At 70.6% G+C, this 18453-nt stretch carries 17 protein-coding genes and 1 pseudogene; 7 read left to right on the top strand and 11 right to left on the bottom strand.

From position 1 onward, the window contains the following. Position 1 precedes the first annotated feature (1 nt). From KF840_06605 to KF840_06595, 3 genes are read right to left on the bottom strand one after another with little or no spacing between them, the layout of a single operon-like run. Positions 2-2179, bottom strand: a complete 2178-nt coding sequence (locus KF840_06605) for an NAD(P)-binding protein (protein ID MBX3024564.1) — start codon at positions 2177-2179, stop codon at positions 2-4. Positions 2180-2193: 14 nt separating this feature from the next. Continuing rightward, positions 2194-3231 (bottom strand): polyprenyl synthetase family protein, encoded by a 1038-nt coding sequence (locus tag KF840_06600; GenBank protein MBX3024563.1) that lies wholly within the window; start codon positions 3229-3231, stop codon positions 2194-2196. Between the two features lie 10 nt (positions 3232-3241). Continuing rightward, entirely contained in the window at positions 3242-3961 is a 720-nt protein-coding gene (locus KF840_06595) for a hypothetical protein (GenBank protein ID MBX3024562.1), read from the bottom strand. A 431-nt stretch (positions 3962-4392) separates the two neighbouring features. Between KF840_06595 and KF840_06590 the strand changes: the two genes are divergently transcribed. From KF840_06590 to KF840_06580, 3 genes and pseudogenes are all read left to right on the top strand, one after another. Next, a complete protein-coding gene (locus KF840_06590) occupies positions 4393-6555 on the top strand; it encodes a hypothetical protein (GenBank protein MBX3024561.1) in 2163 nt (720 codons plus the stop codon). Positions 6556-6630: 75 nt separating this feature from the next. Next, a pseudogene (locus KF840_06585) lies at positions 6631-6999 on the top strand (tyrosine-type recombinase/integrase). A gap of 644 nt (positions 7000-7643) precedes the next feature. Then, complete coding sequence (locus KF840_06580) at positions 7644-8060, top strand: hypothetical protein (GenBank protein MBX3024560.1); 417 nt, start codon at positions 7644-7646, stop codon at positions 8058-8060. 881 nt (positions 8061-8941) lie between these two features. Here KF840_06580 and KF840_06575 read toward each other — a convergent pair. From KF840_06575 to KF840_06560, 4 genes are all read right to left on the bottom strand, one after another. Further along, entirely contained in the window at positions 8942-9178 is a 237-nt protein-coding gene (locus KF840_06575; protein ID MBX3024559.1) for a transposase, read from the bottom strand. Beyond that, complete coding sequence (locus tag KF840_06570; protein MBX3024558.1) at positions 9175-9600, bottom strand: transposase; 426 nt, start codon at positions 9598-9600, stop codon at positions 9175-9177. The genes KF840_06575 and KF840_06570 overlap by 4 nt, the downstream gene beginning before the upstream one ends. A gap of 27 nt (positions 9601-9627) precedes the next feature. After that, complete coding sequence (locus tag KF840_06565) at positions 9628-9945, bottom strand: helix-turn-helix domain-containing protein (GenBank protein MBX3024557.1); 318 nt, start codon at positions 9943-9945, stop codon at positions 9628-9630. Between the two features lie 447 nt (positions 9946-10392). Further along, positions 10393-10686, bottom strand: a complete 294-nt coding sequence (locus KF840_06560) for a hypothetical protein (GenBank protein MBX3024556.1) — start codon at positions 10684-10686, stop codon at positions 10393-10395. A gap of 196 nt (positions 10687-10882) precedes the next feature. On the opposite strand from KF840_06560, the gene KF840_06555 reads away from it, so the two are divergent. The 3 genes from KF840_06555 (at position 10883) to KF840_06545 (ending at position 11863) form a co-directional block, all read left to right on the top strand. Further along, the gene (locus tag KF840_06555; GenBank protein ID MBX3024555.1) at positions 10883-11083 is read left to right on the top strand and encodes a hypothetical protein; all 201 of its coding nucleotides are present in this window, start codon (positions 10883-10885) and stop codon (positions 11081-11083) included. 365 nt (positions 11084-11448) lie between these two features. Continuing rightward, positions 11449-11637, top strand: coding sequence for a type II toxin-antitoxin system HicA family toxin (locus tag KF840_06550; protein ID MBX3024554.1), 189 nt, complete (start codon positions 11449-11451; stop codon positions 11635-11637). A 10-nt stretch (positions 11638-11647) separates the two neighbouring features. After that, a complete protein-coding gene (locus tag KF840_06545) occupies positions 11648-11863 on the top strand; it encodes a type II toxin-antitoxin system HicB family antitoxin (protein ID MBX3024553.1) in 216 nt (71 codons plus the stop codon). A 175-nt stretch (positions 11864-12038) separates the two neighbouring features. Here KF840_06545 and KF840_06540 read toward each other — a convergent pair whose 3' ends face one another. Beyond that, positions 12039-13448, bottom strand: a complete 1410-nt coding sequence (locus KF840_06540) for a TIGR01777 family oxidoreductase (GenBank protein ID MBX3024552.1) — start codon at positions 13446-13448, stop codon at positions 12039-12041. A 17-nt stretch (positions 13449-13465) separates the two neighbouring features. Between KF840_06540 and KF840_06535 the strand changes: the two genes are divergently transcribed. Further along, the gene (locus KF840_06535; protein MBX3024551.1) at positions 13466-14806 is read left to right on the top strand and encodes an NAD(P)/FAD-dependent oxidoreductase; all 1341 of its coding nucleotides are present in this window, start codon (positions 13466-13468) and stop codon (positions 14804-14806) included. Between the two features lie 50 nt (positions 14807-14856). Here KF840_06535 and KF840_06530 read toward each other — a convergent pair whose 3' ends face one another. From KF840_06530 to KF840_06520, 3 genes are read right to left on the bottom strand one after another with little or no spacing between them, the layout of a single operon-like run. After that, positions 14857-15633, bottom strand: a complete 777-nt coding sequence (locus KF840_06530) for a succinate dehydrogenase/fumarate reductase iron-sulfur subunit (protein MBX3024550.1) — start codon at positions 15631-15633, stop codon at positions 14857-14859. Further along, positions 15630-17495 (bottom strand): fumarate reductase/succinate dehydrogenase flavoprotein subunit, encoded by a 1866-nt coding sequence (locus KF840_06525; GenBank protein ID MBX3024549.1) that lies wholly within the window; start codon positions 17493-17495, stop codon positions 15630-15632. The genes KF840_06530 and KF840_06525 overlap by 4 nt, the downstream gene beginning before the upstream one ends. Positions 17496-17498: 3 nt before the next feature. Beyond that, positions 17499-18335, bottom strand: coding sequence for a succinate dehydrogenase (locus KF840_06520; GenBank protein MBX3024548.1), 837 nt, complete (start codon positions 18333-18335; stop codon positions 17499-17501). Positions 18336-18453: the final 118 nt, after the last annotated feature.

Raw genomic sequence — 18453 nt, 5'->3', positions numbered from 1 at the left:
GTCACGGGTGATCGTAGCCGATGATCTCCTCCAGCGGCGGCCACTGCGCGATGGCGTGCGCCGCCAGCCGTCCGGACATCACGGCGGCCTCGACGCAGCCCTCGCTGAAGCCGCAGTCGGTCCAGTCGCCGGCGATGGTGAGGTTGTCGTAGGTGTTGTCGAGCGGCGAGATGCGGTGGCGCAGGCTGCCGGGCGGCGCCAGGGTGTAGCGGTCGGACGGGTTCACGTTCACCGTCCAGTACTGCGAGTCGAAGCGCGCGGCGTCGGCGGTCGCGCCCGCCGCCGCGTCGCCGGCCGGGTCGACGAGCAGCTCCCAGCGGAACCCGCCACCCGGGCGGGCGGCGGCCGGCCACAGGTGGGCGATGTCGCGGTCCAGGAAGGCGATGGCGTTGCGCTTCGCCTCGGCGCGCCGGCGCTGCGGGTAGTCCGGATCGCGCGGATTGGGCGGCCCGGGCAGGTCGGGCAGCACCGAGCAGAAGTACGCCACCGCGCGCGGCGGAATCGGCCAGCGCTCGTACGGCAGCGTCTGCGCCATGTCCGCCCAGGTGTCGAAGGGCTGCGCGAAGGCGGAGATGGTGGTCAACGGGATCGGCCAGCCGAGCGCCTCCATGTCCTCGCGCATCCAGATCTGGAAGGCCTGCGTCGCCACCGTCTTCACCTGCTCGGTCATCGTCCGCCAGCGCGCGTCGCGCGCCAGGATCTCGCGACAGGTGTGCGGGACCGCGCCGACGCCGATGCCGAGCACGACGAAATCGAAGTCGTCGATCACGCGCAGCGTCCTGGTCGCCGTCTTGCGCCGGTCCCAGAACGACTCGAAGGCCCAGCCCTCGGCGCGCAGGCGCTCGCCGTCGACGAGTTGCGTCCAGTCGGGCTGGGCCGGCCAGCAGGGCAGTCCGCCGACGTCGACCAGCGGCTGGTACTCGCCGTCCGCCACGGTGGCCTGGACGTCGAACTCCAGCGCCGCGACGTGCGGTCGCTCGCCCGGCGCCATCCGCGCCGGATCGGCGAGGGCGACGTTCTCCAGGCGGTGGAAGAACTCGAAGCGCACACCGCGCCGCTTCAGCACCTCGTAGAACGGGGCGAAGATCACGTCGCCCATGCCGGCCCGCATCTTCCAGAAGATCTGGCCGCGATAGGTGAAGAACATGCGCAGCGCGCCGCGCAGGCCCTGGCCGGCGGCGACGCGCGGGCGGCGGAAGTCGCCGTCTTCGTACGCGAGGGCGAGCGAATAGAGCCCGCGCATGAACGCCGAGTCGACGGAGCGCCGCGAGGCGCCGTTGAGCCGCAACCAGTCGCTGATCTCGTAGTCGTCGATGGCATCGAAGCCGCGCGGGTCGAAGGCGAGGCCGAAGCGCACGATGCCGCGCATGATGGCGAGGGCGAGGTCGATGACCTCCCACAGTCGGCGGATCTCGTCGTCGCGCGCGGCGAGCGCCTCGAGCTGCCGGCGCGCGTTGGCGGCCAGCGCGTTCACCACCCGCAGCACCGTGTGCTGCTGGTCCGCCGCCAGCGTGCGCAGGACGGTCTCGAGCAGGCCGGCGACCTCGACCAGGCTCGCCAGGCTCGCCAGCATGCCGTACTTCCCGATCCGGTCGAGCGCTTCCGACAGGAGATCGGCAGGCGCGCGGCGGTCGTCGGCGCCGGCGTCGGCCGGCTGGTCTGGGCGCGGCGTGCGGTGGTCCGCCTGGCGCGCCTGGCACGAGCGCAGCAGCGCGCGCAGGAGGCTGGCGGTGCGCGCCAGGTAGCTGGTGACGGTGAACGGATTCTGCTCGCTCAACGGATCGCCGGGCAGGCCGTCGGCGGGCGGGAAGTGGCCGGTCCAGTCGCGCCAGCTCCCATCCGGCAGCGCCTCCGCGACGCCGACGTACGATCCCGGCGCGAAGGCGTCGCGCCAATCGGCGATCGGCGATCCCGGCGGCCGGCCGAGCTCGGCGTAGCACTCGCGCAGCAAACGGAAGGCGTTCTCGTAGAAGCCCATCCAAACGTGCAGGCCGTGCTCCTCGATGCGTCCCGCGACGCCGCGTCCCGAGGCGCCCTTGCCGCCCAGCCGCCAGCCGACCTGGTACACCGTCACCGCGTACCGGCCGCGGTGCCGCGGATGGGTCAGCTCGAAGGCGGTGGTGATGGCCGCGCAGCCGCCGCCGACGATGGCGACGCGGATCGGGGGTTGGTCGCTCATGTCCGCCGCCCGCCCTACGTGCGTTCGAAGACCCAGGTCGCGAGGCCTGCCAGGAAGCGCGTGTCGCGCGACTCGGGCAGCCCGCCGTAGACCAGCCCGTACTCGTGCAGCGCGGCGCCCGCCAGCCCGTGCGCGATCTGGCGCGCGTGCTCGATGCAGCCGTAGGCGTCCATGCGCTCGCGCACCCAGCGCACGTCCTCGGCCGTGCGATCGTCGCGGCGCCGGCGCAGGACGTCGGTGAGCCGGGCCCGCTCCGCCTCGGTCGCGTGACGGAAGAGATGGATGAGCATCAGCGTGCGCTTGCCCTCGGCGATGTCGCCGTCGAGCTCCTTGCCGTAGCGCCCCGAGTCGTCCACCAGGTTGAGCACGTCGTCCTGGATCTGGAAGGCGGCGCCGAGGAAGAAGCCGAAGCGGATGAACGGCTCCAGCGCCACGCCGCCCCTGGCGCCGATCATCGCGCCGACCCAGCTCGGGTAGATCGTCGCCAGCCAGCAGGTCTTCTTCAGCACCATGGCGAGGTAGGCGGCGTCGTCCACGTCGACGGCGTTGTCGCGCCGCCAGCCGAGCTCGATCGCCTGCCCCTCGGCGGACTCGCGCGCCATGCGCTCGGTCTGCTCGAGGATGCGCAGCGCCAGGCGCGGGCCGATGGTGACGGCGTTCTCCAGCAGCGGCCGCAGGCTCATCAGGGTCAGCGTGTCGCCGGCGTTGATGGCGAGCGGGATGCCGTGCAGCCGGTGCAGCGTCGGCTGGCCGCGGCGTTCCTCGCTGCCGTCCTCGATGTCGTCGTGGATGAGGAGGGCGTTGTGCAGCAGCTCGATGGCGACCGCGGTGCGCAGCGCCTCGCCCGGCCGCGCGCCGAAGGCGCGCGCCGAGGCCATGCAGATGCTGGGGCGCATCATCTTGCCGGCGCGCCGCGGATACTCGGCGAGGAGATCGTAGAGATGGCGGCGCGGCTCGCGCGCCGGCAGGTAGTCGGCGAGCGCCTCGCGCACGAGCCCGCCGTACTCGCGCAGCGTCTCGGCGACGAACGGTGGCGTCAGCGGCGGCGTCACGCGATTCCAGTCACGTCAGGCTGACGCGCAGCGTGCCGCGCGGTTGGACGGTCGCGGCGTCGATCACGGCGCCGATGTAGACGCCGGGCGGCTGCGCCGCGGGCACGCGGATGCGCACCGTCAGGCCGCCGTCGGCGGCGCGCTCGCAGGCGACGTCGGTGAGCGGCGGCGTCTCCGCCTCGAGCGCGCGCAGCGGCTGGCAGATCAACGCCGCGCGCGCATCGACGTCGCGCACGGCGAGCGCGACCTGCGCCGGCCGGTCGCACGCGATCTCGACGGCAATGCCGGCCGCGCCGCCGCTTGCCGCGGTCGTCGGCGCGCCTGCCGGCTGCCAGGCCTCGAACAGCTTGCGCATCAGCTCGCCGTCGCCGGCGATCGCGCTCAGGTAGTCCACCCACAGCGCGCCGAGATCGGCGAAGTAGCGCCAGGCGCGGTCGCCGACCTCGCGCAGGTCGCCGGCGATGGCCCCGGAATCGTAGGCGCGGCTGTTGATCTGTTCGGCGATCCGCTGGCCTTGCTGGATCTGCTCCTGCACCACCTGGTAGCCGAGCCCCACCGCGTGCGAGATCGTATCGCCGCGGGCGCCGCCCGGGTCGTCGCCTGGCGGTGGCGCGCACCCGCCCGGCGCCTCGCCGCGCCACGCGTCCCCCCGGCGGTAGAGCATCGACCAGTTGCGGATCGGCCCGGTCCGCGCCGGATCCGGCCGGCGAAGCCGCTCGCGCTCGCTCATCGGGCGGCCCGGTCCCCGGGGCGTCGGGTCGACGAGCACGGCGTCGCGGCGATCGATGGGTGCATGGCGAGGCGTCGCGGCACTACCACCCCGCGCCGACGACCCGCAAGGACGCGGACGTGGACCTGCCTGCGCGGCGGTGTCGCCGTGCGGTCGCGCCAACCGGTGGTGATCCGCCGAGCATGACGGCTGCGCGGTCGAGCGGCGCCGCCTCCGATCGTCGCCCGACTGCGCGCCGTCGCATCCGTGGGCGGGCGCGGCGCGCGCATGCCGGTGGATGGGATGGACGGGCGTGCCAGTCGAAGCGGCCGTAGCGGCCGCGATCGCCAGACCACGGGCCGGCGTCGTCAGGGGACGCGCAGGTGCGAGCGTCCGTCCGACGCAAGTGCCGTCTTTGCATGCCCGGCGTCAGGTGCCGTAGCCTTCGCCCCATGGCGGGCAGAAGAGCGGTGAGCGCGGTGTCGACGCTGCTGGCCGGCGTCATGCTGCTGCTCGCCGCCGATGGTGGGGCGCAGACGCTCGAGGTCGAGTCGATCCCGCTCGAGCCCGGGCCGTTCGCGGGTAGTGCGGCGTTCAGCATCACGCTCGGCCCGGACGGAAACATCTGGTTCACCGCGCCCGACCGCGCCGCCATCGCCCGCCTGAGCGGCGAGCGCGGCATCGACTACTTCAGCCCCCTGGCGGAGCCGACCGAAGGCATCGGCTACGGTTCCCTCATCACGGGGCCCGACGGCAACCTCTGGTTTCTGTCTCCGCCCGACATGGCGGTCGGGCGCATCACCCCGGCCGGCGAGGTTCTGCGGCCGTGGCTGCGGGTCGCGCCCACGCCGGCGGGAGTGTTCGACGAGCCGGTGGCGATGGTGGCCACGCGCGACGCGGTCTGGACGCGCCCCCGGCAGGGCCACGTGCTCCATCGCATCGGGCGCGACGGGAGCGTGCGCGCCGTGGACGTCGGCGCCGAACGCCAGGTGACCGCCATCGCCGCCGGTCCTGACGGCGAGCTCTGGTTCGCCGCCGCGGGCGAGAACACGGTGGTGCGTCTCGCCGCCGACGGGATGCGCGCCTATCCGGTGGGGCTTCGACCGCGCATCAACGCCATCGCCGCCATGGGAACGGGGCCCGACCGCAACCTGTGGTTCGCCGATTGGCTGTCCAGTCGCTTCAGCCGCCTCACGCCGGACGGTGCGCTGACCGGCTTCCTGACCCCGTTTCCCTCGCCCCGGCCGCTGAAGGTTCTCGCCGGCCCGGACGGCAACGCCTGGTTGCTGGGCGAGCTCTCCAGTCAGCTCATCCGCGCCACCCCGCGCGGCGAGATCACCGTCTTCGATCTGCCCGCCAACTTCGCCAGAGACGTGGCCATCGGAACGGACGGACGCTTCTGGATCACCGACGCCGAGGGGGACCATCTGCTGCGCGTCACCGTTCCCGTCCCCCCCACGCCGGAGCCGCGACCGCCGACCAATCCGCCGCGGCTCTACGCCGCGAGCCAGTTCGACGACCTGATCACTCCGATCGACCTGTCCTCGCTGCGGGCCGGCGCGCCGTTCGCGGTCGCGCACGAGGCGTTCGCCCTCTCCGACCTGCAGGTCAGCGTCGACGCGCGCTACCTCTACGCGGTGCTCGGATACGCCGTGCAGGTGATCGAGATCGCGACCCACCGCGTGGCACGCACCATTCCGGCTCCCGGCTCGCGGATGGCCATCGCTCCGGACGGGCGCCTCGCGCATCTGACGGCGCCGGGGCTGGGGCTGGTCGAGGTCGACCTGCGCACCTGGTCGCTGCGCCGCGTGCTACCGCTCGGCTGCGTCGTCGACAGCGCCTGGGCGCCCGACGGCAGGACGGTGTACGCGCTGCGCCTTCCCGCGGAGTGCGACGAGACCGCCGCGCCCGTCACCGAGCTGGTGGTCGCCGACGTGGCCAGCGGCGGTGAGACGGCGGCGCTGCGGGCGCCAATCATCGGCGATCTCGCCGTCAGTCCCGACGGCCGGCGCCTGTACGCGCCGGCTGATCTCTCGGAGATCGTGCCCACGGCGCGCGGCTTCATCGCCGTCGACCTCGACCGCCTCGCGGTGGAAGAGCGCATCCGCACGCCGGGGGAGTCGGTGCGCAAGCTCCTGGTGTCGAGCGACAGCCGCTCCGTGTACGTCGTCACCGACGACGTGCGCGTGCACACGGTGGACGCGACCACCTACGGATTCGTCGCCACGCTCCCGTTGTCGCGCGCCTTCTTGGTCAGTGACGCCGAGCTGCACCCCGATGGGCGGCTCCTGTACCTGCTCGATTACGCGGGCACGGCGCTGCAGGTCGACCTCGTCGCACGGCGCCTCACCGGCCAGGTGCCGCGACTTCCCTACGAGCCCGTCGCCCTCGCCCTCGCCATCCCACCGCCGCCGCCGACCCCGGGACCCTGCCACGCCGACTGCGACGGCAGCGGCAGCGTGACCGTGGACGAGCTGATCCTCGCCGTGCGGGCGGCGCTCGACCCCGAGGCGTTGGCGGCGTGTCCGCCCGCCGACGGCGACGGCGACGGCGCGGTCGAGATCAGCGACCTGGTGGCCGCGGTGAACGCCGCGCTCTTCGGCTGCGCGCCCTGATCCGCGTCGCACCGAAGCCCGCCGGCCAGTCCGCTCCGCGCAGCCCCGTGGTCAGGGACGGCGGCGGACATTACCGCCGCGCGCCGTGCGGGCCTGGCGAAGACCGTCGGGTCGCACACGCTCCGGCACTGCTTCGCCACCCATCTGCTGGAGGACGGCTACGACATCCGCACCGTGCAGGAGCTGCTCGGCCACCGCGATGTGAAGACCACGATGATCTACGCGCACGTTCTCAACCGCGGCGGTCGCGGCGTCTCCAGCCCGGCCGATCGACTCTGCGCTTCGCCCGTTATGCCGCCTGGCCAGGCGGCTATGCCATCTCCTGCGCCACCTGCACCCGCGCCACGGAAGTTGTTGGACCAGCGTCGAACTCGGCGCTATTCTCCCACACAGTCCGATCCCGTTATCCCGCCCCGCACAGGCGGGGGTCATGAGAACCGTTAGTCTGGATAAATGTAGTTAGGCCGGCAGGAACTCCGGAGACGAGGGGCATGTTGAACGGGTCGCGACCACAGCAACCATCCAGTCCCTCGCTGGCCGTGTCGTCGTCGGCGGGCGCGGTTGGCGCGTCGCTCCGGAGCGACCGCGCCGCTTGTGCAAGCATGGATGTCGCTGCGTCGAGTCGTCGCCTGCAGCGCGCGAGCCGTCGCGAGCGGCTTCTCACTCGCGACGCCGCCCTAACAAGCGGTTGCAGCCGACGCGGGCCGCGGGGCCGAACGAATAACGGGAGTCGGCGCGGCGTGGCCCGCGCGGCTGAACCGCAGCGTTAGGCCGGCAGGAACTCCGGAGACGAGGGGCAGGTTGAACGGGTTGCGACCACAGCGACGATCCAGCTCGTCGCGGGCCCTCTGGTCGCCGGCGGGCGCGGTGGGCTCGTCGCTCCGGAGGCACCGCGCTGCTCGCGCCAGCACGGATGGCGCTGCGTCTCGTCGTCGAGTGCCGCGCGCGAGCCGTCGCGAACGGCTCCTTACTCGCGCCGCCGCCCTAACAAGCCATTGCAGCCGACGCGGGCCGCGAGGCCGATCGGACGGGACACGGCGCGGCGTGGCCCGCGCGGCTGAACGGCAGCGTTAGCCCGACGACGAATGATGACGTATCTCGACGCGGCACGTGAACGAGCGAAGCGGCGAAAGAGCCCGTGGAATCTCCTGCTGCCGGTCGCGGTGCTCGCCGTCTGGATCCCAACGTTACTTCTTACCCTCGTCGGCATCGATCGCATTCACCGACTGCTGTACCCTGAGCAATCCCTCCCCGCACAACCAGGCGGTGTTGCCGTGCTGCTCGCCACGCTTCCAGTGGTGCTGGGCACCATTCCCGTCGCGTTGTTCGTGGGCAACGTTCTTGTCTGGTTCGTTCCGCCCGCGCGTCGTGTCCTCGATGCGGAGGCCACAGCGCATCCTGGAACCTCCTTTGCGCCGTCGCAGCGCGCGTTGCTCAAGTTGAGCGCATGGTCCGTTCCCCCCACCTTCGCTCTCTCGGCGCTCGGGGCGCTGCTTCCATGGTGAAGGGTAGGCTAACTATGCGGTGCAGCCGACGCGGGCCTGCGGCCCGCGCGGCTGACCGCTCGCGTTAGAATGCCGGCAACTCGCGCGCTGGTTCTGCCGGTCCTGTTGGCCCTATCCATCACTGGGTCGGTCGAACGCGCTCTTGCACAGCGCCAGGATTGCCCGAGAGTGGAATGCGACGATTCAGCTGTTGCTCAAGCGAAAGCGTTTCGTGGGATCTACACGATCGGTTTTGAAATGAGCGAGTTTGTGCCGGAGGGAACCGCCTGTAGATGGTGGCTGGCAGGCGACACAGAACCCGTCTGGGTAGCCGCGAAAGCACCGGGAGAAGACGAGACATCCGAGGTCCGTGTGCGTGTCGAAGGAACCGTCAGCCAGCCAGGCTGCTTTGGCCATATGGGCATGTATCGGCGGGAATTGATTGTCGCCCGGATCCTCTCTGCGGAGTTGAGGAGGTCCAGCGGCAACTGGGAACGCATCTCGTTGCCCGTATTGCCCACGCCCTCTCCTCCTGGCCACCTACCAACCAAGAAGCTTCGTCCATGATCGACAGTGGCTTCGAGTCCTAGAGCATTCTAACTTCCCGGTGCAGCCGACGCGGGCCTGCGGCCCGCGCGGCTGACCGCTGGCGTTAGGCCGGCAGGAACTCCGGAGACGAGGGGCATGTTGAACGGGTCGCAACCACAGCAATCATCCACGTCGTCGCTGGCCCTGTCGTCGCCGGCGGGCGCGGTTGGCGCGTCGCTCCGGAGCCACCGCGCTGCTCGTGCGAGCACGGATGTCGCTGCGTCGCGTCGTCGCGTGCAGCGCGCGAACCGTCGCGAGCGGCTTCTCACTCGCGACGCCGCCCTATTGAGTCTCGCAGAATATAGTGACGGGATCTAGAACAGCTCCGCTTGCTGCCAGAAGGCGGTCACCAGCGTGGGGCGGCGCTGCATTCGGCGCAAGGCGCGGCGCGCCACGGTGGTGAGCTGCGAGAAGTCCTTCGGACAGAAGTTGGGCAGCTCATGCTTCTTCCAGTACCCCCAGATGTATTCCACGGGGTTCAGCTCCGGCGCGTAGGCGGGCAGGTACTCCAGGTGAATCGCGCCGCGCTGGCGAGCGATGAAGTCCTTCACCAGTCGACTGCGGTGCTGCCGCAGCGCCGGCTCCAGATGATGAGCGCTTTGCGGGGAGGGCCCGTTGGAGACGGCCAGAAGTCGACGATCTCGGACTCTTGATCGTGCCGGGGTACAGCCGGAAGTAGAACTGCCACCACATTTACGCCCGCGATCGCCGAGAGCGTCTTCCAGTGGAAGTGATACTGGAGGACCGGGGTCTGCCCCCGCGGCGCCCATGTCCGACAGCGGTGCGGGCGCTCACTGAGTCCGCTTTCATCGATGAAGACGATGGTGCGCCGCTCGCGGCGGGCTTTTTGGGGCGGGCCAGTGCTCGCGTTTCCACCAGCGGATACGGGCTTCGTCGCGCTCCAGGGCGCGCCCGGTCGGCCGCTGGCAGCTCCACCCAGGCTGCCGGGGCAAGCGCCAGACGTGGCCGGGATGGAAGCGCTCCGCGAACTCCTGCTCGATCAGCTCCGCGACGCGCCGGTGGTCCACGGCCCGGTGGGGTATCCGAGCGCTTCCGGGCCGCGCTGCAGGGCGCGTTCGAGCTGGCGGCGTTGCGAGGCGGTCAGGCGCGGTGGGCGCCCCGCGCGCCCCGCCTTCTTCAGCCCGGCCCGCCCGTGGGTCGCCAACTGCTGCACCCAGCGACTCACCGACTGGCGATGGACGCCCACCCGCCGCGCCACCTCGGCCGGTTTCACCCCGGCCTTCAGTAACCGCGCGGCCTCCAGTCGCCGCCGTTCCAACTCATCAAAATCCCGCTTCACCCCCGCCGGATTTCCCATGGATCGTCGTGTATCACATCCGCCGCTCAATGTCACTATATTTTACGATACTCAATAACAAGCGGTTGCAGCCGACGCGGGCCGCGGGGCCGAACGAATAACGGGAGTCCGCGCGGCGTGGCCCGCGCGGCTGAACCGCAGCGTTAGGCCGGCAGGAACTCCGGAGACGAGGGGCAGGTTGAACGGGTTGCGACCACAGCGACGATCCAGCTCGTCGCGGGCCCTCTGGTCGCCGGCGGGCGCGGTGGGCTCGTCGCTCCGGAGGCACCGCGCTGCTCGCGCCAGCACGGATGGCGCTGCGTCTCGTCGTCGAGTGCCGCGCGCGAGCCGTCGCGAACGGCTCCTTACTCGCGCCGCCGCCCTAACAAGCCATTGCAGCCGACGCGGGCCGCGAGGCCGATCGGACGGGACACGGCGCGGCGTGGCCCGCGCGGCTGAACGGCAGCGTTAGACTCCTTTATGGACGGAATCCCCGATGATCTTGACCTTTCCCCGGTCGTCGGGAAGTTCACGACACAGATCAGGGTCGGGCAGTTTGACCTGCAGTTCGATTTCGGCCGTGTTCGATTCGCTGTGTGGTCCGCCGTGAAGCTCTTCCGCGCTGGCCGACAGGTCGGTTTTTGGGAGCCAGGTCGGTGGCCCGATGCCGCCTTCTTCGACATCATGAACACCGAGGTGCGGCGCTGCGAGGTGGGCGATCGGGCGATCGTGTTCGAGTTCGAAAGTGATCTGGTAATGCATGTCGAAGAGAGCACAGAGCACGAGAGCATGGAGATCTGGATCGATGGCCAATGGATTATCTGAGAATCGGCGCGAAACGGCGACGTCTAACTATGCGGTGCAGCCGACGCGGGCCTGCGGCCCGCGCGGCTGAGCGCTGGCGTTAGCCGATCGTCGACGCGTCGTGTAGCATGCCGCGGCGAACGGAGCTGAACCAATGAGCGAAGTCGAGCAACTCGAGGAGCGAATCGCGAGGCTGTCACCGCGGGACCTTGCGGAATTTCGGGCATGGTTCGTCGAGTTCGACGCTCGTGTCTGGGACGAGCAGATCGAGGCGGACGCAAAGGCGGGCAAACTCGACGGTCTCGTCGCTGAAGCACTCGCCGACTACAAGGCTGGGAAGGCCCGCGAGCTTTGAGCCACCTCGCGTCGCCGCGGTTCTGGGCGCTGTACCATGCGTTGCCCGCGGATGTCCGAGAGTTGGCGGACAAGAACTATGCCCTCCTCAAGTCAGACCCGCGCCACCCCTCGCTTCACTTCAAGCGCATCGGTGAGCTGTGGTCGGTTCGTGTCGGGGAACACTACCGCGCCCTGGGCACGGAGGTGAAGGAGGGGATCTACTGGGTGTGGATCGGGACGCACGCAGAATATGGCAAACTCGTCGGCTAACCCGCGCCTGGAGCCGACCGGCTCAACCGTCACTGCTTCTCGCGAACGCTTCTGCGCCGGCGGCTCAGGCGCCAGGCGTTATGCGGCTCAAGTGCTGCCTGGTAGATTCCGCGCGTGAAGGTTCGGGATCTGATCGCCTTGATCGAAGCAGACGGATGGCAGGAAGTCCGGACGAGAGGCAGTCATCGACAGTTCCGACACCCGAACAAGCCTGGTACCGTGACGGTGGCTGGCAAGCCCGGCGTCGACGTTCCTCCCGGAACACTCACCAGCGTGCTGAAGCAGGCCGGCCTCAAGAAGTAGGAGAGGGCGCATGCGGTATCTCGTAGTGGTTGAGCAGGGTCCCACCTCTTTCGGCGCGTATGTGCCGGACCTTCCGGGCTGTGTCGCGGCCGGCGAAACTCGAGAGGAAGCGTTGGAGTTGATCCGCGAGGCGATCGAGTTCCACATCGAGGGATTGCGACAGGATGGGCAGTCTGTACCAGCGCCGTCGTCTACCAGCGCAGTCATCGACGTTGCCGCCGCCTAACTACGCGCTGCAGCCGACGCGGGCCTGCGGCCCGCTCGGCTGGAGTTGCCCCGGTTCCGTGGACAGGTGGACGCTTTCGGATTTGAGTTCGGCGAGTGCCGCCGCCTCGCAAGGCGTGGAGGCAGGACCTGCGCAGCCGCGGGCGCGAGGCGATGCGCCGTCCGCCGGGATGGTCTCAGCGACCGAGCAGGTAGCGCAGCGCCGGCTCGAGGGTCGGAAAGCGGAAGGCGAAGCCAGCCGCCTGCAGGCGATGCGGTTCGACGCGGGTGCTGGCGAGCAGCAGCTCCTCGCCCATCTCGCCGAACAGCAGGCGGACCGCGAAGGCGGGCAGGGGGAGCACCGCGGGGCGCGACAGCACGGCGCCGAGGGTGCGGGCGAGCTCGGCGTTGGTCACCGGCGCGGGCGCCACGGCGTTCACCGGCCCCGACAGCGCCTGGTTGGTGAGGGCGAAGAGGATCGCGTCGACGGTGTCGTCGATCGCGATCCAGCTCACGAATTGTTCGCCGCCGCCGATCGGGCCGCCGGCGCCGAGCCGGAACGGCGTCAGCATGCTGGCGAGCGCGCCGCCGCCGCCGGAGAGGACGACGCCGAAGCGCATGTTCACGACCCGGATGCCGCGCGCCGCGGCGGGGGCGGTGGCGGCTTCCCACTCCTTGCACACGTCGGCCAGGAAGCCGGCGCCGGGGGCGCTGTCCTCGTCGACGACGTCGCGACCGCGATCGCCGTAGTAGCCGATCGCGGAGGCGGCGATCAGCACCGCCGGTGGCTGCCGCAGCGAGGCCAGCGTCTCGCACAGGAGGCGGGTGCCGTTGACCCGGCTGTCGTGGATGCGCGCCTTTTTCGTCGCCGTCCAGCGGCCGGTCGAGATGTTCTCGCCGGCGAGGTGGACGACCGCATCGAGGCCCTCGAGGGCGCCGCGGTCGATCCTGCCCTGATCGGGATCCCAGGTCGCGGCGCCAGGTCGCGGGCGGCCGCGAGTGAGGCGGAGCACCTGGTGCCCGCCGGTGGTGAGAAACGGAGCCAGGGTGCCGCCGATCAGGCCGCTCGCTCCGGTGACCAGAATCTTCATCGTCTCCACTCCTGACAGGCGCGCGTGCGCCGCCACGTCGCCGGCCGTGACCTGGTGGCGGTAGCGGAACAGGCGCGCCAGCTTGCGTCGGGTGTAGCCGCCGCCGACGAGGGCGCCCAGGCCGCCGAGGGGCAGGGCGTACTCGATGCGATCCTCGAGCCAGCAGGCGGCGGCGCCGTCCGGCTCGACGCGGTGGGTGTGCACCCAGCGGGCGAACGGGCCCGCCGTCTGGACATCGCGGAATTGCTCGCCGGCGATGTAGTCGCGGTGCTCGGCGACCCAGCGGACGGCGAGCGGGCCGCGGCCCATGCGCAGCACCGCCCGGGAGCCGTCCTCGACGCCGCCGCGGCGCTCGATCACCCGCACCGCCTCCCAGGGCGGCGTCAGGCGCTCGAAGGCCCCGGGCCGCTCGTGCCACTGGAACACGGTGGCGGCGGGCGCCGGCAGGTGCGTGCGCCGGACGAAGAGCTCGACGCTGTCGCGATCGACCGCGAGGCCATCTGTCGCGCCGCACATCGGATGGTAGGGTACCGATCGTGGCGAACGCGGCAACCCGGGTGGTCATCGTCGGCGGCGGCTTCGGCGGCCTCTACGCGGCGCGCTCGCTGAAGCGCGCGCCCGTGCAGGTGACGCTGGTCGACCGACGCAACTTCCATCTCTTCCAGCCGCTGCTCTACCAGGTGGCGACCGGCGGACTGTCGCCGGGGGAGATCGCCTCGCCGCTGCGCGCCGTGCTGAGCCGGCATGGCAACACGCGAGTGCTCCTCGGCGAGGTGGAGCGCATCGACGTCGAGCAGCGCCGGGTCCAGCTCAGCGACGGCGCGGTGGACTACGACGAGCTGATCGTCGCCACCGGCGCCACCCACCACTACTTCGGCAACGATCAGTGGGAGCCGTTCGCGCCGGGGCTGAAGACGATCGAGGACGCGACGGAGATGCGGCGGCGGATCCTGCTCGCCTTCGAGACCGCCGAGCGCGAGCCCGACCCCGCGCGGCGCGAGGCCTGGCTGACGTTCGTGGTCGTCGGCGCCGGTCCGACCGGCGTGGAGCTCGCCGGGGCGCTGAGCGAGATCGCCAACGACACCCTGAAGAACGACTTCCGCGCCATCCACCCGCGCGATTCGCGCATCCTCCTCGTCGAGGCGACGGACCGCGTGTTGCCGGCGTATCCACGCGATCTCTCCGAGAAGGCCTGCCGATCGCTCGAGCATCTGGGGGTGACGGTGCGCCTGCGGAGCAGCGTCTCCGCGATCGACGCGGCGTCCGTGACGGTGACGCACGGGGAGCGGAGCGAGGTGATCCGGAGCCGCACGGTGCTGTGGGCCGCCGGTGTCGCCGCCTCGCCCCTGGCGCGCCAGTTGGCGGCGGCGACCGGCGCGGCGCTCGACCGCGCCGGCCGAGTGCACGTGCTGCCGGATCTCAGCCTGCCCGGCCACCCCGAGATCGCGGTCATCGGCGACATGGCGCACTGCGAGCAGGACGGCGCCCTGCTGCCCGGGATCGCGCCGGTGGCCATGGCGCAGGGCCGCCATGCGGCACGCCGCGTGGTCGCGCGCGCCACCGGCCGAGCGGTGCGGCCGTTCCGCTACTTCGACAAGGGGACGATGGCGACGATCGGGCGCTCCAGCGCCGTCGCCAATCTGCGCCTGGTCCACATGTCGGGGCTCCCCGCCTGGCTCGCCTGGCTGTTCATCCACCTCCTCTATCTGGTGGAGTTCGAGAACCGGTTGCTCGTCCTCGTGCAGTGGGCGTGGATGTACTTCACCCGCAACCGCGGCGCGCGGCTGATCACCGGCGCCGACCCGCTGCCGCTGCCGCTGTCGACGCCGGCCACGAAGGACGCGGGGGCGGATGCCGGACACGAGGTCGCCTGAGTGGTCCCGGCGTGCTCGGTCCGCCTGCGCGTGACCTCGGTCGCGTCCCCTCAGTCCGGATCGAGCGCCGGCGCCGGTTCCTTCGTCGGCTTGTCGCGCACCAAGCGCACGATGGCGGCGATCGGGTCGTAGAAGCGGTCGACGACGCGTTCCTTGAGCGGGATGATCGCGTTGTCGGTGATGTGGATGCCCTCCGGGCAGACTTCGGTGCAGCACTTGGTGATGTTGCAGTAGCCGGATCCGAAGTCGCGGCGCACCGCCGGGATGCGGTCGGCGTTGTCGAGCGGGTGCATCTCCTGGTTCGCCAGGTAGATCATGAAGCGCGGGCCGACGAACTTGTCGAGCTTCCCCTGGTCGCGCAGCACGTGGCAGACGTCCTGGCACAGGTAGCACTCGATGCACTTGCGGAACTCCTGGATGCGGTCGACGTCCTCCTGCTGCATCCGGTAGGTGCCGTCGGGATTGCGCGGCCGCGGGCGGAAGCCCGGGATGCGCCGCTTCTGCCGGTAGTTCCAGGCGACGTCGGTGACCAGGTCGCGGATCACCGGGAAGGTCTTGATCGGCTGCACGGTGATCGGGCCCTCGGCGGGCAGCGTGTCCATGCGCGTCATGCACGACAGCCGCGGCTTGCCGTTGATCTCGCAACTGCACGAGCCGCACTTGCCGGCCTTGCAGTTCCAGCGCACCGCCAAGTCGGGCGCCTGGGTCGCCTGGATGCGGTGCACGACGTCGAGCACCACCATGCCCTCGTCGATCGGGACCTCGTAGTCGCGGAACTCGCCGCCGCTCTTGTCGCCGCGCCAGACGCGGAAGGTGCGGGTGGTCATGCCGACGCTCCCTTCTCCCGCGCCGCGGTGGCGCCGGATCCCTCGAGCTCCTCGAGCGTGGCGTGGGCGATCTGCGCCAGATCGGCGGGCGGCTGGGGACGGGGTTCCGTGCGGACCTCCATCTGGCCGTCGACGCCCTTGCGCGCCACCACGCTGACCTTCACCCACTCGTCGCTCTCGCCGGGGAAGTCGACGCGGCTGTGACCGCCGCGGCTCTCCTCGCGGATCAGCGCCGCGCGGGTGACCGACTCGGCGGTGATCAGCAGCGAGCCGAGCGCGATCGCCTCGTGCCAGCCCGGGTTGTACTGCGACGCGCCGGGCGCCTTCACCTGCGCGACCTCCTGCTTGAGCTTCTCCAGCTCGACGAGCGCGGTTTCCAACTCGTCCCGCTGGCGGACGATGTTCACGTAGCGGTCCATGACGTGCTGGAGGTGCTCGGTGACGACGTACGGGTTGATGCCCTCGGCGCGGTTGAGCGGCGCGGTGGCGCGCTGCACGGCGCGTTCGACCTGCGCCATGTCGATGCGTGGCTGCTTGCCGAGGCCGCTGATGTACTGCCGGGCGCCGACGCCGGCGAGCTGCCCGAACACCAGCAGGTCGGAGAGCGAATTGCCGCCGAGGCGGTTGGCGCCGTGCATGCCGCCAGAGCACTCGCCGGCGGCGAACAGCCCGGGCACGCGCGACATCTGGGTGTCGGCGTCGACGCGGATGCCGCCCATGAAGTAGTGCAGGGTGGGACCGACCTCCATCGGCTCCTTGGTGATGTCGACGCCCGCCAGCTCCTTGAACTGGTGGTACATCGACGGCAGCTTGCGCTTGATGAACTCGGGGTCGCGGCGCGAGGCGATGTCGAGGAAGACGCCGCCGTGCGGCGAGCCGCGGCCCTCGACCACCTCGCGGGTGATGGCGCGGGCGACGACGTCGCGGGTGAGGAGCTCGGGCGGCCGGCGGTTCTTGCTCGAGTCGGCCAGCCAGCGGTCGGCCTCCTCCACCGTGTCGGCGGTCTCGGCGGCGAACTTCTCCGGAATGTAGGAGAACATGAAGCGGTCGCCGGCGCTGTTCTTGAGCACGCCGCCGTCGCCGCGGACGCCCTCGGTCACCAGGATGCCGCGCACCGAGGGCGGCCACACCATGCCGGTCGGGTGGAACTGGGTGAACTCCATGTTGATGAGCTCGGCGCCGGCTTCGTAGGCCAGGGCGAAGCCGTCGCCGGTGTACTCCCAGGAGTTCGAGGTGAAGCGCCAGGCGCGCCCGCCGCCACCGGTGGCGAGGATCACCGCCTTGGTCTTGAGCAGGAAGAGGCGGCCGGTCTCGCGCCAGTAGGCGAGGACGCCGGCGATGGCGCCGTCGTCGAGCAGCAGCTCGAGCGCCGTGCACTCCATGTGGACGGCGACGTGCTGGAGGTAGACCAGTTTGTCCTGGAGGGTTCGGATCATCTCCAGGCCGGTGCGGTCGCCGACGTGCGCCAGGCGGGGATAGCGGTGCCCGCCGAAGTTGCGCTGGCTGATCAGCCCGCTGGGCGTGCGGTCGAAGACGGCGCCCCACTCCTCGAGCTCGCGCACCCGGTCCGGGGCCTGCTTGGCGTGCAGCTCGGCCATGCGCCAGTCGTTGAGGAACTTGCCGCCGCGCATGGTGTCGCGGAAGTGGACCTTCCAGTTGTCCTGCGGCGCCACGTTGCCGAGCGCGGCGGCGCAGCCGCCCTCGGCCATGACGGTGTGCGCCTTGCCGAGCAGCGACTTGCAGACCAGGCCGGTGTTGAGGCCCTGCAGGCCGCACTCGATGGCGGCGCGCAGCCCGGCGCCGCCGGCGCCGATCACGACGACGTCGTGCTCGACGGATTGGATGTCGGAGAGGTCAGCCATCGCTCAGCCCCAGGTGCTCGGGTCGTGGATGTAGCCCATCGACACCATGCGGACGTAGAAGTCGCAGAACCCGACCCACACCAGGCTCATCCAGGCGAACAGCATGTGGCGCTGGTTGAGCCACGAGACGCGCTGCCAGGCGCCGTGGCGGGCCTGCGAGGCGCCGTCGCAACTGAAGCAGTTGAGACGGCCGCCGACCAGGTGGCGGAACGAGTGGCAGCCGAAGGTGTAGCTGCCGAGCAGGATCGGGTTGAGCAGCAGGATGATCGTGCCGAGGCCGATGCCGAAGCGGCCGTCGCGCCAGAACGCCAGATAGGCGTCGTAGGAGAGGACGAAGATGTACGCGATGGCGATGTAGAGCGCGTAGCGGTGCAGGTTCTGGAAGAGGAAGAGGAGCGTCTCGCCGCGGTAGCTCTGCTGCGAGCGCGCCCCGACCGCGCAGGCGGGCGGGGTCAGGAAATACGCCCGGTAGTAGAACTTGCGGTAGTAGTAGCAGGTGAGGCGGAACGACAGCGGGCCGGCGAGGATCAGCCAGGCGGGCGAGGTCGGCATGAACGACGGCCAGATGGCGCGCAGCCAGTCGGGCCAGACGCCGAACCAGGCGTGCTCGACCGGGGCGGCGCCGGCCACCGTGGGATCGGTGAACAGGACCGGCGAGAAGAACGGCGACAGATACCCGCCGTAGAAATAGTGATTGCCCTGGAACGCAGCCCAGTTGGCATAGAGGACGAAGAGCAGGAACCCGACTCCCGTCCACAGTGGTTCGATCCACCAGCGGTCGGTTCGCTGCGTGGCGCCCAGCCCCTCGCGATAGCCACCGCTCAGCGTTGAGGTCGTCATCTCCGCGCCTCCACTCGCTCCATCAGTCGCGCCGCCGCGCGTCGTGAAGCGGGCATGCCGTCCGCGATTGGATCGCCCGTGTCCGCTTCGCCCGCCGCCGCGCGCTCCGCCGTCGCAT

This window comes from bacterium, from assembly GCA_019637795.1.
GTDB lineage: Bacteria > Desulfobacterota > Binatia > HRBIN30 > CADEER01 > JAHBUY01.
Note: the sequence above shows the minus strand (reverse complement) of the source record. Positions and strands in the feature narration are given on the sequence as shown.